This window comes from Dyella flagellata (assembly GCF_030160275.1).
Taxonomy (GTDB): domain Bacteria; phylum Pseudomonadota; class Gammaproteobacteria; order Xanthomonadales; family Rhodanobacteraceae; genus Dyella_B; species Dyella_B flagellata.
In genome coordinates, this window is the sequence record NZ_BSOA01000026.1 from 1 (window position 1) to 17,011 (window position 17,011).

A 17,011-nucleotide genomic window follows, 5' to 3' on the forward strand; every position below is an offset into this window, starting at 1 on the left:
TACGTGGTGGTGGTCACCGCATTGGCATCACCGCTTACCGCACTCAGCGCGGCGATCGCCGTAGCGACTTGGGCGGCCGTCGCGCCGGTGGGGTTGAGGGAGGTACCGCTGTTGCTGCCGGTGGTGATGAGGGTGAGCTGGCCGGCGTAGGTGGTGGTGCTGACCTTTTCGCCGAAGGCGTCGTAGGTGTACGCGATGACGTTGCCCAGCGCATTGCGCGTCGTACCGCTCGGCTGGCCCTGGATGGTGTAAAGCACCTTGCCGTCGGCGTCGTAGTAAGTCCACGTGCTGTTGCCCAGCGCATCCGTGGCTTCGACCTGCTGGCCGAGGGTGTTGTAAACGTACGAGGTCGTGGCAGTGGCGGCGTCGGTCGCCGTCAGCGTGTCGCCGAACGCATCGTAGGTCGCACTGGTGGTGCGCGCACTGCCCTGCCCGCTGACTGGCGTGACCGTGGTGCTGAGCACCTGGCCGACGCTGTTATAGGTGTACGTGGTGACGGTGCCATCCACGGCGGTGCGGCTGGTGACCTGGCCGTCACCGTTGGTGGTGACCGTGCTTTGTTCGTTGGTGGTGTTGCTGCCGAGCAAGGCCACCAACGCGGTGACGCTCTCGCTACCGGTCAGCGCACCGAGTTGCGCACTGGTCAATGCGGTGGCGTAGCGCGTGGTCGTCGTGGTGTTGGTGGTTTCGTCGTAGGCGGTCGTGGTGAGGTAACCGTCCGCGTCGATCGTCGCCACGACACGCCCGGCCCCGTCGTTGTAGGTACGGGTCGTTTGATCCTGCGCACTGGCGGTGAGATCCGCCTGCACCGCGGCCAGCGTGGGCGTGCTACCCAGGCTGCTGAGCTGCGTGCTGGTCAATGCGGTGGCATAGGCTGTCTGCCGCACCACTTCACCCGCGGCGTTGTACGTGGTGACCGTGACGTAGCCTTGCGCATCAATCGTCGCGGAGGCCCGACCGTCGGCATCGTAAACCGTCAGCGCGGTGCGATTGCTGGCGCTGGCGGTGAGATCGGCCTGCAAGGCCGCGAAGGTCGGGTGACTGCCCAGCGCCGTGCGTTGGGCCGCGGTCAGCGCTGTCGCGTACTGCGTGGTGGCGAGCACATGGCTGGCACCGTCGTACTGCAGGGTCGTGACATTGTTGGCCGGGTCGATCGTCGCCACCACTTGGCCTGCAGCGTTATAAAGCGTGGTGGTGGTGCGGTCGTTAGAGGTGCTCGCCGGTACCGGCAGGCTGGTCGGATAGCTGCTGGTGAGCGCGCCACCGCTGGTCCAGGTCGATGTCACGACCGGGGTGGCGTACTGCGTCGTTTGGATCCGCTGCCCAGCGGCATCGTAGGTGTAGGCCGTAACATGGCCATCGCCATCGATGGTGCCGCTCACCCGGCCATCGGCATCGTAGAAGGTATAGCTGACGTTACCGGCCGCATCGATCGCGGCGATGGCTTGGCCCGCGGCGTTGTACAGGTAACTGGTCACCCGGCTGGTCTGGCCGCTGGCCGACGACGTGCTGCTGAGCAGTTGACCTGCGCTGTTGCGTACCTGGGTGGTGGTCAGGCCATTGGCCTGGGTGATGGCGATCGTGTTGGCGCTGTCGGTATACACGTAGCTGGTGACGTTGCCGAGCGGATCGGTCTTGCTGAGCATCCGCCCCAGGCCGTCGTAGGCATAGGTGGTGGTCTGCAGGGTGCTGCGGTTGGCGCCGGTTTCGGTGCTGGTATGCAGCAAGTGTCCTTGCGCGTCGTATGTCGTGGTGGTGATCACCGTGCCGTGAGTGACCACGCCATTGCCACTGCTATCGACGGTGTCGTACTGGGTTTGCGTGGCGAGCTGACCGCGCACGTCGTAGACGTAGTCGGTGCGCGTGTTTTGGCTGAGCGTGCTTTGTACGGCGGTGCTCTGTACCCAGGCTTGCAGTTGGGCCAGCGTGGGCGGGTTGCTGGGGCTGTTGCCGCTCGTGCTGTAGGTCGCGCCCAGGTAGTGGCGCGTGGTGGTCAGTTCGCTGAGGCCGTTGACCGTGGTGTAGTCGTGCTCGGTGACGGCACTCAGCGCATCGACGGTATAGGCCAGCTGGTGGGTGGCGGTGTAGACGTAATACGTCGTCTCGGCACCGCTCGGCGCCACATACCCGCTCTGCCCCACCTGCCCTTGCGCCGGCACGGTGTAGGTGGTCTTGCTGGTGACCTGGTCAGCAGCGTTATACGCGTAGCTGACGGTATTGCCGGCCCCGTCTTCCACGCTCAACAGGTTGCCGTTGGCGTCGTAGCTATAAGTCGTGACGGCACCGTTCGGGTCGGTGCTCGTCAGCAGGTTGCCGTTGGCGTCGTAGGTGTAGGTGGTGGTCGGCGACGCGCCGTTCACCGTCGGCGCGATGACGCTGGTGAGCTGGCCCTGGGCGTTGGTCTGATACGTCGTGACGTGGCCCAGACCATCGGTGACGGTGGTGCTGTTGGTGGCATAGCTCAGGGTGATCGTCTGCGCCGCCGCACCGCTGCCGGTGGTGACGGTCTGCACCCGATTGCTGGCATCGTAGGTGTAGCTGACGGTGGTGCCGTCACTTTGCGTGACCGAGGCAACCAGGTCGGTGGTGCCCTGATAGGTATAGGTGGTGCTATAGCTGGCGGTGGTGGTGTCGGTGTCCGAGCCCAGCGTGGTGGTGACCGTGCTGAGGCGACCCTGGGTGTCGTAGCCATACGTGACGGCCTGGCGCGTCACGGCCGTGGTCTGGCCGGGCGGGATCTCCTGGATCGACAGGCTGATCAGCTGATTCGTGGTGTTGTAGCCGAACAGCACCGTGTCGCCGTCGCCGGCGGTGATCTGACTGAGCAAACCGTTGCTGTAGCTGAAGCTGTAACTCGCACCACTCGACGTATCAGTCAGCGCGGTGAGCTGGCCGGTAGCGTTGTAGGTTTCCTGGGTCTGCGCGGCGGCGGCGGTCCAGGTCCAGGTGGACGAGGTGGCGTTCCAGCTCAGCGTATCGACCGCGCCGCTTTGGGCGGTGCTGACGTAGACGCCCAGGGTGGCGTTATAGGTGTAGACGACGCTGGCATCGTCATCGCCGGTGCGGGTGATCGTGCTGCCGGCGGTATTGAGCGTGCCGGTGAGGCCGTTCACGTGGCGGCTGAAACCGTAGCTCCAACCGTTGCTGCTCAACTGGCCCAGGCTGTTGTAGGTGCGCAGCACGTTGAGCGGCAGGCCGTCGAACAACACGCCTTCGTCGGCGCTTTGCAGGACCAGGTTGCCGGTGGTGGTGTTGACGTAGCTGCTGTTGCCGGCCTGGCCCAGCGAGGGTGCGCCTCCTTGCGATTGGCCCAGTTGCGTCAGCGAGGTATTGCCAAGGCCCAGGCCATTGCCCGCGATCACTGCGACCATCGTGTTGCTCCCAAAGTCATCCAGCGGCCGCCACCGCGGCGACCATCATCGGGAGTACTAATCTGGGATTTAGCGGGAAAGTTTAGAGCGGGAAACCATGACTTATGGCATAGGTGCACGCAAGTTTCGCGACAGGTAGCGACTCCCCGATGCAGCTTGTGGGATGGCCATCCCAGCATCGGTTGTGCGGCAGGCATGGCAAGCTGGGATTGCCATCCCAGCCTACTTACGTCGGGGCGACTGACCATCCCCGCGTCGAGGATCGACCACAGATGGATGGTCCCGACTAGAAGAACCGCTGCACGCAGCCCCGCACTGCCAACGGGGGAGCAATGGTCAGGAGTGCTTTTGTTGAGGCAAATCAGCCCATTTGGGCTGATTTGGGCTGATTTGGGCTGATTTGGGCTGATTTGGGCTGATTTGGGCTGATTTGGGCTGATTTGGGCTGATTTGGGCTGATTTGGGCTGATTTGGGCTAATATCACCTCGCCTTCCCTATAAGCCCTGCTTTATGAATGACAGTCCTGATGCTCTGTTGAATGCGCTTCAGAAGCTGATCGCCAGGGGGGAAGCGGCGACCTCCAGTGCGCTTGCGGCCGAAGCCGGCATGAGCTGGACCACCGCAAAACGCCATCTGGATCAACTTGTCCTTTCGGGGCTGATCGTACGCGAGGGCAAGGCCAGAGCGACTCGTTATCGGCTCGCCGCCCCAGCGCAGGCGCAGCAGGTCGCATTGGGGGAGCCGGGCGTCAGTTTTGACTGGTCCGATGCCAGCCGCGCTTTGTGGGAAAAGTTGAATCGACCGCTTCCTATTCGCGAGATCGTTACCTACCGGCGCGACTTCGTAGATCGTTACATCCCTAACGAGTCATCGCTGCTGCCCAGAGCTGTCGCGATAGCGCTCGCCAACGAGGGGCGCATGCATGAGCAACAGCCGGCCGGCACCTATGCACGCAAGGTTTTGGAACCCCTGTTGATCGATCTTTCATGGTCATCGTCGCGACTGGAAGGAAATCGCTATTCGCTGCTCGAAACCAGGGAACTGTTCCAGAGCGGCGCCACCGACGGTGACCGCGACGCCGTAATGCTGCTCAATCACAAAGCCGCCATCGAGTTTCTTGTGGATGCCGTGCCGCAATATGGGCTCTCCAGTGCATTGTTGCGCAACCTGCATGCCACGCTGATGAGGGATCTGCTCGCCGATACCGAAGCGCTGGGCACGGTCCGCCGCAAACTGGTCAATATCTCGGATACGACGTACGTGCCGAGCCAGGTTCCTTCGGTACTGGAAGAAATGCTGGAACTCATCATCAACAAGGCGCAACTGATCAAGAATCCGGTGGAGTCGGCCTTCTTTCTATGGGTGAATCTCGCCTACCTTCAGCCTTTCGAGGATGGTAACAAGCGCACGAGCCGATTAGCCGCCAATGTGCCGCTGATGCTGTACAACTGCGCGCCTTTGTCCTTTCTGGACGTGAATATGCTGGATTACGCGCAAGCCATGATCGGCGTCTATGAATTTACGGATACCTCGTTAGCAGCTGATCTGTTTGCCTGGGCGTACCGGCGTTCAATCCAAAAATATGCGGTGGTACTGGAGGCAACCAATCGACCCGATCCCGTGCGCCTGCGCTTTCGGGAGCATCTCAATGAAGCGATCCGACGCATCGTCATTGATCGGGTTGCTGCGGCCGGCGCGATGGCATTATTGCAGCTCACGCCGGAAGAGCTAGCGCAATTTCAGCCACTACTTCGTTCTGAACTGCAGCTGCTCGATGTCCATAACTGTGCGCGCTACCGATTGAGCTTGTCGGCCACCCAGGCGTGGGTCGCTGCCGGACGGCCGCATTAGTAGCAATAAAGCCATCACTTTTGCAGTTGAAGCCTAAATTTTTCCTGCTGGCGAAGGTGCGCGCGCCAAGGCCCATACATCCACCCGCGCGATCCCAGCGTGCTTGAGGATGCGCGTGCATTCGGACAGCGTAGCACCCGTCGTGAAAACATCATCGAGCACGGCGACGTGATCAGGCAGCCTTGCCGAAGCGAGCAACGCAAATGCTTCGCGCAAATTGCGGCGACGCTCGACGGCATCCAGCCCCGTCTGCGCATCGGTATGTCGCACCCGTCGCAATACATCGTGTCGGCAAGCAATACCAAGCGCACGCGCAAGAGGCTTGGCCAATTCAAAAGCTTGGTTGTAGCCGCGCTCGCGTAGCCGGCGCCGATGTAGCGGCACCGGAACGATCAACTGCGGTAGATCCAATGTATGCACTTGCCGCTGCCACATCGTCGCAAGCACCCGGCCCGCGGCCAGATCGCCATTGAACTTGAAGCGCGTCTCCAGTCGATCCAGTGGCCACGCATAGCGGAACGGCGCCCAAGCCGCGTCCCACGGTGGCGGCTTGCGTTGGCAACGTCCACATAAAGGTGCAGAGATCGGCAATGGCAACGCACAGCGTTGGCAGCAATGCGTGTTGCGCGGCATTTCGGCTGCGCAGTCGGCGCACAGATCCATGCCAACGGCGCCGGCATCGCCACACAACAGGCAACGCCATGGCAGCAGCCATTGATGCAGAACTGAAAGCCAGCGGATCGGCGCGTCCATGCGCATGCGTTTCGGTCAGTTGTTTGGCCGGAACATCGCCGCGTCGAGGATCGACCACAGGTGGATGATCCAGCCCAGCCAGAAGACCCACAGCACGCCGGCCAGCACGAACATCAGCACGGCCTTCAGGAAGCGCCCCTGCACCAGCTGGCCCAGTCCTGGAATGAACAGGCTGCAGATGGCGGCAAGCACATTTCCGGCACTGCCCTGACCCGCTGCACTCATGGCGATTCCTTCGATGGATGGTTCGCGCATGGTAGAGGCAGGGCCGGCGTCGCGTAAATTCTTGAGAATCCGCAGCCGCCAACTTTCATTAAGGGTGCTTTCCATCTCCCCGGGGCCTGCTTGGGCCCGGTCGCTATCGCGTTCACAAACTCGTTGATAGATGGCCTTTACACATAGATGACTTGTGCAAAAATGAGAGCCATCCAGACTGTCCCCAGTCGCACTGAGCGACCTTGCGGAGACGACCCATGAAGATCCGAAACATTTTGTTTGTACTGGCCGGCACGAGCCTGGCCGGCGTTGGCTTTGTCCAAGCCGCCCCGGCCGCGCACGAGATGGCGATGGCCACACAGGACGCCCCCGCCCCTGCGCCGAAGCTGCAGGCAGCCATGCGGCAGCTATGGCATGGGCACGTGGTGGCCACGCGTGACTATGGCTTGGCCGTGCACGCCCACAACAGCGCCAAGGCCAAGGCTGCGGCCGATGCGGTAGTTGCCAATGCCAAGCAGATCGCGGCTGCGGTAGGTAGCTTCTATGGCAAGACCGCTGGCGATCAGACGCTGCAATTGCTCGCTGGTCACTGGGGTGGCGTCAAGGCGCTCACCGACGCCAGCGCTGCCGGTGATACCGCTGGCGAGCAGAAGGCCATGGCCGATCTCAACACCAATGTCACCGCCATCGCCAAGTTCTTCTCCAGCGCCAACCCCAACCTGCCTGAGAGCGCGCTGCAAAACCTGTTCGCCATCCACGTGGCTCACCATGCCGCGCAGATCAAGCAGATCATGAGCGGCGACAGCAAGGGCGAGCAGGCTACCTGGACCGAGATGCAGGCGCACATGAACACGATTGCCGATGCCTTCGCCGGCGGTATCGCCAAGCAATTCCCAGACAAGGCCCACTGAACGATGTCGGCGCTCAGGCAGCTCGGAACCACGCAGCAGCGCCTATTGCGGCAACTGCTGATGGCGAACGAGGGCGGCACAGTGGAGTCGCTGTGCGAGCAACTGCGTATCAGCCATAACGCTGTACGTCAGCACCTGAGCGCCTTGATCGCGCGCCAATACGTGGAGCGCACGCAATCCAGGCCAAGCGGAGGACGGCCTACGGCGTGCTACCGGCTTACCGAGTCGGGGCACGCCCTGTTTCCACGCAATTACGGCACCATCGCTGTCGCGTTGTTGGCCCAGATGCATGAGCAGCTGGGCGACTCCGCCACAGAAAGCATGTTGCGCGAACTTGGCCACCGCCTGGGCAGCCAGGAAGTTGCTCCGCCGCCTGGCACGCCCACCAAGGAAATAGTGGATGGCCTCGCGCAGAAGCTCGACGCACTCGGTTACGAGGCCACTGCCGCGCGACACGGCGAGGAGTGGCAGATCGAGGCGTTCAATTGCGTGTTCCATGCCCTGGCCAAGCAATATCCGCAGGTATGCAAGTTCGACCTGGCGTACATGGAGGCGGCCGGCGGCCGGCGCATCCACCATATGGAATGCATCGTGCGCGGTGGGCATGTGTGCCGCTTTCGGTTAGGTGCACTGCGGCGGGAAAAAGGGGGCGACGAAGAGGAATGAGGGCGGCTGCGGTCGCGTCTTGCCCGGCGCCCGGCCAGGGCACCCCTCCCGTCAACCATTCGGCCACGCATTGAGTTGACAGCCTCCGGGGCGGCTCCCACACTGTGCGCCGATTTCCGGGAGCGCCTCCATGACCGCAGCTGTTGTCCGCCACGACTGGTCCCGCGACGAAGTCGTCGCCCTGTTTGCCCTGCCCTTCAACGACCTGTTGTACCGCGCGCACAGCGTGCATCGCGCCCATCACGATGCTAACGCCGTGCAGGTATCCACCTTGCTGTCGATCAAGACCGGCGGCTGCCCGGAAGACTGCGGCTACTGCCCGCAGGCCGCGCGCTACCACACCGGCGTGAAGGCGGAGAAGCTGATGCCGGTGGATGCCGTGGTCGAAAGGGCCAAGGCCGCCAAGGCTGCCGGCGCCAGCCGCTTCTGCATGGGTGCCGCCTGGCGCAGCCCCAAGGACCGCGACGTGGCTGAAGTGGCGCAGATCGTTTCGGCGGTGAAGGCCTTGGGCCTGGAAACCTGCGCCACCTTGGGGATGCTCACCGAACCCCAGGCGCAAACCCTCAAGCAGGCCGGCCTGGACTACTACAACCATAATCTGGATACCGCGCCGGAGTTCTACGGCGAGATCATCCACACGCGCCAGTACCAGGATCGCCTGGATACGCTGGAACACGTGCGCCAGGTGGGCCTGAAGACCTGCTGCGGCGGCATTGTCGGCATGGGCGAGACGCGCGAGCAGCGCGCTGGCTTGCTGCAGACCTTGGCCAATCTGCCCGAGCATCCGCAATCGGTGCCGGTCAACCAGCTGGTGCAGGTAGCCGGCACACCGCTGCACGGCACTGAGGCGCTTGATCCGTTCGAGTTCGTGCGCACGATCGCCGTGGCCCGCATCCTGATGCCTGCATCCATGGTGCGCCTCTCCGCTGGCCGCCAGCAGATGGACGACGCCGTGCAGGCGCTGTGCTTCTTCGCCGGCGCCAATTCGATCTTCTACGGCGAAAAACTGCTGACCACCGGCAATCCCGACGTGGAGCACGACCGCGCCCTGTTCCGCCGCCTCGATCTGCATGCGCTGGAAGTGACGGAAGATACCGACACGGTGCACGCCGACATAACCATGGAAGAAAGCTGCGGACAGGGCTGTGGCTGCGCGGCCTGACCTGCTCCAACGTTTAGCCGTCCAAACGGACGGACGTGCACAGACGCAGCTGTACCGTCGCCTGCGCACAGTTACGCGCGCCGAAGGACCTTTCGTGGAAAGCAACGGGAAGCGCTTGCTGGTCTTTTGCAGCAACGACTACCTGGGCCTGGCGCAGGATCCACGGCTGATCGCCGCCTGGAAGCAGGCAGCCGATAGCAGCGGCGTCGGCAGCGGCTCTGCACACCTCATCTGCGGTCATCGGCGCGAACACGCCGAACTGGAAGAAGTGCTGGCCGAGTGGACGGGCCGCGAACGCGCGTTGCTGTTCTCCACCGGCTATATGGCCAACCTCGGTGTAATGCAGGCGTTGCTGCAGCGTGGCGAGCTGTGTGTACAGGACAAACTTAACCACGCTTGTTTGCTCGATGGCGCGCAGCTGGCCGGCGCGGTGTTGAAACGCTACCCACATACCGACGTCGAATCCGCCGAACGTCAATTGCGTAGCCACGATGAAACTTGCGCCCTGCTCGCCACCGATGGCGTATTCAGCATGGATGGCGACATCGCTCCGCTGCGCGAACTCGCTGCGCTGTGCGCGCGTGAAAACGCAACGTTGATGGTGGACGACGCGCACGGCCTGGGCGTGCTCGGGGACGACGGCGCCGGCAGTGTCATGGAAGCAGGCTTGAGCGAACGAGAAGTCCCCGTGCTGATGGCAACGCTCGGCAAAGCATTGGGATGCAGCGGCGCATTCGTTGCTGGCCCAACCGCCTTGATCGAGGGACTGATTCAATTCGCGCGCACCTATATCTACACCACCGCCATGCCGCCGGCGCTTGCAGCAGCAACACGTTGTGCTGTCACCCTGGCACGCACGGAAAACTGGCGCCGCGAAAAGCTGCAAGTCCTGATCCGGCGCTTTCGCCATGGCGCGGAGCAATTGGGTCTTCCACTGATGCCCTCGCGCACGGCGATCCAGCCGCTGCTGCTTGGCGATGCGCAAGCGGCACTGGACGCCTCGCGCATCCTGGAAGCGCAAGGCTTGCTGGCGGTCGCCATCCGCCCGCCGACCGTGCCGCAAGGGCAGGCGCGCCTACGCATCACGCTGTCGGCGGCCCATGAAGAAGCGCACATCGATCGCCTGCTGGACGCCCTCGCGTCGCTGCGGCTGGCGGGCGCCCCGGTATAATCGCGTTTCGCGCACCACGTTGCCCCTCATGTCGATCCTGAATATCTCCGCCTACCGTTTCGTCAGCCTGGACGATCTGCCAGCGCTGCGCGAGCGCATGCTCGCGCAATGCCATGCGTTGGCCTTGAAGGGCACGATCCTGTTGGCGCCGGAAGGCATCAATCTGTTTCTTGCCGGCCCGCGCGAAGCGGTCGATGCGTTCTTGGCCTGGCTGAAGGACGACCCACGCTTTGCCGGTATTCAAGGCAAGGAATCGATTTCCGAACACGTGCCGTTCCAGCGTATGCGAGTGCGCCTGAAGAAAGAGATCATCACGCTGCGCCATCCAACGATTCGCCCCGAAGGCGGCCGCGCGCCTGCTGTGGATGCAGCCACGCTCAAGCGCTGGTTGGATCAGGGGCATGATGACGAAGGAAACGAGTTGGTTTTGCTGGATACGCGCAATGCCTACGAAACCGACATGGGCATGTTTCCGCAAGCCGTCGACTACCGCATTGCGAGTTTTACCGAACTGCCTGTGGCTGTGGCCAACGATCCTTCCCGCTACGCCGGCAAGACGGTAGTGTCTTACTGCACGGGCGGTATCCGCTGCGAAAAATTCGCGCTGTACATGCAGGACATCGGCATGCAACGCGTGTTTCAACTGGAAGGCGGCATCCTGAAGTATTTCGAGGAAGCCGGTGGCGCGCACTGGCAGGGCGACTGCTTCGTGTTTGATGATCGCATCGCGGTGGACAAGGCGCTCAATCCGGCAGCCTCCACCTCATCCCCTTCAACTGCATCTTCTCTCCCGGTGGGAGAGGAAGAAATCCGTGCATGAGCCTGTACATCGAAACCCAAGGCAGCGGTCCCATTCCGCTGGTCATGTTGCACGGCTGGGCCATGCACGGCGGCATTTTCAATCCGCTGGTCGATACCTTGCGCGAATACTGCACGATGTATCTGGTGGACCTGCCCGGCCATGGCTTTTCGCGCGATTGCGGTCTGCCGCTGGAGCCGAAGGCCTGCGCACAGGCCATCGCCGAAGCCACACCATCGGCCATATGGCTGGGCTGGTCGCTCGGCGGGGTGATCGCGCTGCAGGGCGCCCTGGACTTTCCACAGCAGGTGCGCGGCCTCGCCATGTTGTGCGCAACACCTCGCTTTGTGAGCGGTAACGACTGGCCGCAGGGACGCGATCCTGCACTGGTCCGCCAGCTCGCCACCGACCTGGAAACCGACTATCACGCCACCATCGAACGTTTCCTCGCGCTGGAGGTGATGGGCAGCCCCGACCCGCGCGCCGAGCTGCGCAAGCTACGCGCCGAGGTCTTTGCACGCGGCGAGCCCAATCTGCGCGTGCTGCAGGAAGGTATTGGCATACTGGATGAAACCGACTTGCGCACTTATCTGCCGAGCCTGAAGGCGGGCAACAGCTGGTGGAATGCCGGGCGTCTCGATCGGCTGGTGCATCCTTCGGCGATGGAACGCTCCGCGCAAATCAGCCAGGGCGAATTCCACGTCACGGCGCATGCGGGTCACGCACCATTTCTAAGCCATGCGCAGGCTATCGCACAAAACCTGCTGCCCTGGCTGGAGGCGAACGCATGAGCGACTTCCAGGTCGATGCGCAGCGGGTGCGCGCCAATTTCAGTCACGCAGCCGGCAGCTACGAACAGCATGACGCGCTTCAGCGCGAAGTGCAGCAGCTGTTGTTGGAACGCCTGGATTTCTATCTTGAGCAACCTCAGCGCGTCATCGACGTGGGCGCCGGTACGGGTCGCGGTACTGCGCTACTGAAAAAGCGCTACGGCAAGGCGCAGGTCATCGCCATCGATGCTGCCTTGCCGATGCTGCGCACGGCCAAGTCGCACGTCAGCTGGCTCAAGCCGTATGCGCGCGTGTGCGGCGACGCCACGGCGCTGCCGCTGCCCGACCATAGCGTGGATATCCTGCATTCCAACCTGTGTTTCCAATGGATCGACGACCTGCCGGCCCTGTTTGGCGAATGCGTGCGTGTACTGAAGCCGGGCGGCATGCTGCTGTTCTCAACCTTCGGCCCAGACACACTACGTGAGCTACGCGCGGCCTGGGCGATGGTGGACCAGCATTCGCACGTCAGCCGCTTCCTGGACATGCACGACGTGGGCGATGCGATGATCAGCGCCGGCCTGCGCGATCCGGTGCTGGACGTGGATCGCTATACGCTGACCTATAGCGAACCGAAAGCGCTGTTGCGCGAACTCAAGGGCCTAGGCGCCACTCACGCGGACCGCGGCCGCGAGCGTGGTCTCACCGGCAAGCGCCATTTCCAGGCCATGCTGGCAGCCTACGAGACCATGCGCTTGAATGGCCGCATTCCCGCCACTTGGGAAGTGGTGACGGCGCATGCCTGGGGTCCCGCGCCGGGGCAGTCGCGCCGCGCCAAGGGCGGCGGCGAGATCGCGAGCTTCTCGGTGGACAATCTGCGCGGTTCGCGCCGGCGTTGATTGACGTAGGCTGGGATGCCAATCCCAGCTTCGGGAAATGCTGGGATTGGCATCCCAGCCTACGATTATTTCGGTGGCGGCGCCGGCGGCGCATTCTCGCCCTGCCGCTGCTTGGGCAGGTAGGTCACGCTCACATTGCCGGTTCCGGTGAAATATGCGGTCTGCGTGTTGTAGGTGAGCTTGTCCGCATGCGCGTCGCCCATGCCCTGCTCCGTAACCACGGCGTCCGGTTGCAGCACCGCGATACCGTGCACATTGTCGTAGTCGAGTGTGGGCGCCTCGCCGGTCATCAGATGATCGTTGTCGTCCAACTGCTGGATATGCGCCGGATGGCCCTTCACCACGATGCGACTGACCTGGCTGTCGGCACCCAGATAGACCTGCGCGACGTCGCCCTTGGCCTTCATGCTGCCCTGGGTAATAACCACGTTGCCGGTCAGCGTGGTGATCGTATTGGGTTCCTGGGAGCCGTCGACGGTGGCCTGCGAGGTCGTCATCGGCTGGTTGCGGTCACCGGTCTTGGCATGCGCCGCCAGCGGCAGGAGCAACAGGATGGCGGCGCACAGCGGGAGCGTTGGGACAGCATGGAGCGGCTTCATGTGCGGCATCTCTGTGATCGCGATGGCCATCATTCTATTGAGTTTTTCGTCGCAGCTGACGGCCTTGTGATGCCGGGATTGGCATCCCGGCCGACGGCTCAGCGCTTGCTCGCGCAGGCTTTATGCCGGAAGCACTCCACCAGGTGATCGTTGACCATCCCGGTGGCCTGCATGAAGGCATAGCAGATGGTGCTGCCCACGAAGCGAAAGCCGCGCCTTTTCAAGGCCTTGCTCATGCGGTCCGAGGCTGGCGTGGTGGCCGGTACATCACTGCGGCTGTGCCAGGTGTTGCGCACCGGCTTGCCGTCCACGAAAGACCACAGGTAAGTATCCAGGCTGCCGTGCTCGCGGACCAGCTCCAGCGCCGCTTTGGCGTTGTCGCGCACGGAGCTGATCTTGAGCCGATTGCGGATCAGGCCCGGATCCAGCAGCAGCTTTTCCAGCTCGCGATCCTTCATGGCCGCAACGCGCGCCATGTCGAAGTCATGGAATGCGCGGCGGTAGTGATCCCGCTTGTGCAGCACGGTGCGCCACGACAGGCCGGCCTGCGCCCCTTCCAGGCACAGGAATTCGAACAGCAGCTGGTCATCGTGCAGCGGCACGCCCCATTCGCTATCGTGGTAAGCCTGCATCAATTCACCGTCGGCTGCCCAGCTACAGCGTATGCGCGTGGTCGGCACGGGGTCCCCGTTCACATCCATAGAAAATGTGGAGCATAACGTAGGGACACTGTGTCTGTAGGCTGGGATGACAATCCCAGCATCGGAACGCTGCATTGAAAGCTGGGATGGTCATCCCAGCCTACGCGCTCAATGGGAAATTTCGAGACTACAGTGTGCCGCCCCAGTACTTCTGCAACTAAGGTGTCTTACGCGCGCCTTCTTGCCCGCCACCGCCGCACCCAGCAAGCCTTCCAGGTAGCCACCGTAAAAGCGGCAGCCCGAGCCGCCCTCCGACTCGCACAAGGGGCAATCCAGGACATGGACATGCACGCCGTGTTGCTCGATCTGGGCGATCTGCCGCAAGGCCGGCACGGCCACGCGCTTGATCGCCTCACCCAGGCTCAAGCACGAATCCTGGGCGTAATCGCGCCGGTATATCCACAAGCCGGCACGCCGGCCGGCCAGGAATAACGAAGGGTCCCGCGCAGGACTCGCCACCTTGCTTTTCAGCGCCACCAGCCAGGGATAGATCCGCGGAAAATCCTGCGCCAGCCTGGGCAGGATCTGCTCGACTTGTGCAATATCCGGTGCGCCCGCCGGCGGCTCGACAACAAGCCTGGGCTCCGTCGCAAAGACCGGCGAGGCAACTTTGAGCGCGGTCACCGATATGGCCGTGGCCTCCTTGCATAAGGCCGCCTCGAAACTCAGCACGCGATGGTGCGTCCCCAGCATTTCCTCCAACGCGAAACGCTGCTCGGAAGGACCACGCACGACCATCGACAGCCACGCACCGTGTCCGTCCTGGGTAAGGCGTTGACGCAGCAATGCATAGCGGTTGGCGTTGATGACTTGCCCAAGCTCCATTACCAGGCCCTCTCTCCGATCGGAGAGAACCTGTATTTCCAGCTCGATCATAGGCCCCCCTGTTGCTCGATGCTGGCTAACGCGAAACAGGGCGTCAGGATGAGCGATTTTCGGGTTCCCGGTCGTGATTGGCATCAAAAAATCCCCGCGCGTAAGGAAGACTTGCGCCGCATGGGGCGGCAAGTAACGCAGGTGACTTTTTCAACGAGCCATTCCACGGCGCGTCTGTTTTGGGTGAAGCGAGCGTGGTGATCCGTAAAATGTGACGCAGTGCGAATATCCGGGTTGACGCACTTATCTGTTACGTCCCCATTACCACGGCAATGTGTCGAGATCGACATTTCCACCGGTCAGCACCAGGCCCACCCGGCGACCGGCAAAAAGTTCGCGCTGCTTGAGGATGGCGGCGAACACCGTGGCGCTGGATACTTCCACCACCAGTTTGAGGTGCTGCCAAAGCAGCTTCATCGCGGCAATGGTTTCTTCATCGCTGACCGTGATGACATTTACACGGTGCTCACGCAGGGCTTCAAGATTCGATTCACCGATCAGCGCACGCAAGCCGTCGCAAACCGTGTCCGGCACAAAGTGGTCGACGCGCGCGCCGCGCGCAAGCGACTCGGCCGCATCCGCGGCACCCGACGGCTCCGCCCCATACATTTGGATCGCCAGGGCCAAGCCATGCGCTGCTATGGCACAGCCAGACGATAACCCACCACCGCCAATCGGCGTGATGATCGCGTCCAGTCCGCCGCTCTGCCGCCATAGTTCCAGCACCGTCGTGCCCTGTCCGGCCATCACTCGCGTATCCGCATAGGGATGCACCATGACCGCGCCGGTGGCCTGCTGGATTTGGGCGGCCTTGGCCTCGCGTGCGGCGATGGTGGGAGCACAACGATGCACAATCCCACCGGCTTGCTCGATCGCCTCCAGCTTGGCACGAACAGCGCCTTCGGGCACCACGACGTGCGCGGCAATGCCACGCGTAGCGGCCGCCATGGCGAGCGCATTGCCATGATTGCCGGACGAGTGGGTGACGACACCGCGCTTCGCCTCTTCATCCGTCAGCGACCAGACGGCGTTGCAGGCGCCACGAAATTTGAACGCACCGCCGCGTTGCAGGTTTTCGCATTTAAAAAGCAGCTGGGCGTTCACCATCCCGTCCAGCATTGCGCTACTCAGTACCGGCGTCACCACTGAGTGTGGTGCGATACGCGCCGCTGCGTTTTGGATGTCTTCAAAAGCCGGCAGGGGGACGCTCATGCGCGCTCGATCTCCACACCACAACGGAACACGCGCTCGGCGCCCGGCTCCAGTCGGATGGTGTCCGCGCAATCGGTGCGATTGAACGCGTTCGACATGCTCTCCATCGGCTCCAGCGCCACCGAGCGTCGCACGTCGCGACTGACCGTGTCGGCCGTAAATACCAGCACCACGCCATGCTCCTGCCACATGCTGAGGCGCAGGCCACTGGCCGGATCGCGCAAGCGCGTGCGCACGCGGCCGTCCGCATCGTGCACGAGACCGGCAAAGGCATGATCGATTTTCACCGCGCCAATCGGCCTGGGCTGGCGGAAATCCAGCTCCTTCGGCGCCTGCTCCAGCGGCTGGAAAGCGTCCTGGCCTGGCAAGGGAATCAGTTCGGGCGAAGTACGCACCAGGCGGGTGGCCGGAATCTGCAGCTCCCAGCTATCCAGCTCGCTGCCATCGAAGCGGAAATACGGATGCCAGCCGAAGAAACAAGGTGCTGCCTCGTTACCGACGTTGCGCATGCTCACCGCCAGCGAGAGTCCGCTTGCATCGAGCGTATAGGTGACCGCCAGATCGATCGCGAACGGATAGCCGGGGAAAGCGCCCGGACGGATCACCGACGTGCCGAGGGTAAGCTGCGCGCGGTCGCCGTCGGCGTTTGCGCTGACAAGTTCGAAATCCAGGCTGCGCACGAAGCCGTGCCGGATGCCGCGCTGCGCTTCCACGCCGGGCTGCATGTCATGGGTTTTACCGTCGAAGGTATAGCGGGCATCGGCGATGCGATTGGCAAACGGCGCCATGATCGCGGAACGGGAACTCGGGCAACGCACCAGTTCCTCGGCATCGCGATAGCCGTCGACCAGCGTATGGGTGACATCGCCGACCACCTGCTCCAGGGACACCAGGTTGGCACCGCGGCGTGCCACGCGGGCGCAGCGCCCACGCTGGCCATCACGCAACACGAACATGTCGTGGGAGCCCCACTGGGTTTCATCGATTCCGAATCCGCTCATCCGCTTGTCCTGCCAACCAAAGGACCTCATGTTAGCCTGACAGCTCCCCGCT

16 protein-coding genes are annotated in these 17,011 nt (G+C 62.9%); 8 read left to right on the plus strand and 8 right to left on the minus strand.

What is annotated here, in order from left to right:
* Positions 1-3,371 (minus strand): beta strand repeat-containing protein (locus tag QQJ96_RS12620; RefSeq protein ID WP_486599111.1); only part of this gene is annotated, 3,371 nt, incomplete at its 3' end.
* A gap of 511 nt (positions 3,372-3,882) precedes the next feature.
* Here QQJ96_RS12620 and QQJ96_RS12625 point away from each other — a divergent pair.
* A complete protein-coding gene (locus QQJ96_RS12625; protein WP_284332358.1) occupies positions 3,883-5,223 on the plus strand; it encodes a Fic family protein in 1,341 nt (446 codons plus the stop codon).
* A 33-nt stretch (positions 5,224-5,256) separates the two neighbouring features.
* On the opposite strand, the gene QQJ96_RS12630 is transcribed toward QQJ96_RS12625, so the two are convergent.
* A complete protein-coding gene (locus tag QQJ96_RS12630) occupies positions 5,257-5,976 on the minus strand; it encodes a ComF family protein (RefSeq protein ID WP_284332359.1) in 720 nt (239 codons plus the stop codon).
* 15 nt (positions 5,977-5,991) lie between these two features.
* Positions 5,992-6,201, minus strand: coding sequence for a hypothetical protein (locus QQJ96_RS12635; protein WP_284332360.1), 210 nt, complete (start codon positions 6,199-6,201; stop codon positions 5,992-5,994).
* Between the two features lie 248 nt (positions 6,202-6,449).
* Here QQJ96_RS12635 and QQJ96_RS12640 point away from each other — a divergent pair, with 248 nt between their 5' ends.
* The 7 genes from QQJ96_RS12640 to bioC all read left to right on the plus strand — a co-directional run bounded on the left by QQJ96_RS12640 (position 6,450) and on the right by bioC (position 12,570).
* Positions 6,450-7,103 carry a hypothetical protein gene (locus QQJ96_RS12640; protein WP_284332361.1) on the plus strand — a complete coding sequence of 218 codons (654 nt, stop codon included), beginning with the start codon at positions 6,450-6,452 and terminating at the stop codon, positions 7,101-7,103.
* A gap of 3 nt (positions 7,104-7,106) precedes the next feature.
* A complete protein-coding gene (locus QQJ96_RS12645) occupies positions 7,107-7,769 on the plus strand; it encodes a helix-turn-helix transcriptional regulator (protein ID WP_284332362.1) in 663 nt (220 codons plus the stop codon).
* A gap of 130 nt (positions 7,770-7,899) precedes the next feature.
* Positions 7,900-8,931 carry a biotin synthase BioB gene (bioB, locus tag QQJ96_RS12650; RefSeq protein WP_284332363.1) on the plus strand — a complete coding sequence of 344 codons (1,032 nt, stop codon included), beginning with the start codon at positions 7,900-7,902 and terminating at the stop codon, positions 8,929-8,931.
* Position 8,932: 1 nt separating this feature from the next.
* Entirely contained in the window at positions 8,933-10,102 is a 1,170-nt protein-coding gene (gene bioF / locus QQJ96_RS12655) for an 8-amino-7-oxononanoate synthase (protein WP_284332386.1), read from the plus strand.
* A gap of 28 nt (positions 10,103-10,130) precedes the next feature.
* Entirely contained in the window at positions 10,131-10,922 is a 792-nt protein-coding gene (locus tag QQJ96_RS12660; RefSeq protein ID WP_284332364.1) for a sulfurtransferase, read from the plus strand.
* Positions 10,919-11,692 carry a pimeloyl-ACP methyl ester esterase BioH gene (gene bioH / locus QQJ96_RS12665; protein ID WP_284332365.1) on the plus strand — a complete coding sequence of 258 codons (774 nt, stop codon included), beginning with the start codon at positions 10,919-10,921 and terminating at the stop codon, positions 11,690-11,692. Before QQJ96_RS12660 ends, bioH begins: the two co-directional genes overlap by 4 nt.
* Complete coding sequence (gene bioC / locus QQJ96_RS12670) at positions 11,689-12,570, plus strand: malonyl-ACP O-methyltransferase BioC (protein ID WP_284332366.1); 882 nt, start codon at positions 11,689-11,691, stop codon at positions 12,568-12,570. Before bioH ends, bioC begins: the two co-directional genes overlap by 4 nt.
* 65 nt (positions 12,571-12,635) lie before the next feature.
* Here bioC and lptA read toward each other — a convergent pair whose 3' ends face one another.
* The 5 genes from lptA to QQJ96_RS12695 all read right to left on the minus strand — a co-directional run bounded on the left by lptA (position 12,636) and on the right by QQJ96_RS12695 (position 16,959).
* Positions 12,636-13,169, minus strand: coding sequence for a lipopolysaccharide transport periplasmic protein LptA (gene lptA, locus QQJ96_RS12675; protein WP_284332367.1), 534 nt, complete (start codon positions 13,167-13,169; stop codon positions 12,636-12,638).
* A 98-nt stretch (positions 13,170-13,267) separates the two neighbouring features.
* Positions 13,268-13,870, minus strand: a complete 603-nt coding sequence (locus QQJ96_RS12680; protein ID WP_404649122.1) for a DNA-3-methyladenine glycosylase I — start codon at positions 13,868-13,870, stop codon at positions 13,268-13,270.
* Between the two features lie 108 nt (positions 13,871-13,978).
* Positions 13,979-14,746 (minus strand): 4-vinyl reductase, encoded by a 768-nt coding sequence (locus QQJ96_RS12685; RefSeq protein ID WP_284332369.1) that lies wholly within the window; start codon positions 14,744-14,746, stop codon positions 13,979-13,981.
* 261 nt (positions 14,747-15,007) lie between these two features.
* Entirely contained in the window at positions 15,008-15,958 is a 951-nt protein-coding gene (locus tag QQJ96_RS12690; RefSeq protein ID WP_284332370.1) for a pyridoxal-phosphate dependent enzyme, read from the minus strand.
* The gene (locus QQJ96_RS12695; RefSeq protein WP_284332371.1) at positions 15,955-16,959 is read right to left on the minus strand and encodes an aldose 1-epimerase; all 1,005 of its coding nucleotides are present in this window, start codon (positions 16,957-16,959) and stop codon (positions 15,955-15,957) included. Before QQJ96_RS12695 ends, QQJ96_RS12690 begins: the two co-directional genes overlap by 4 nt.
* Positions 16,960-17,011 lie beyond the last annotated feature (52 nt).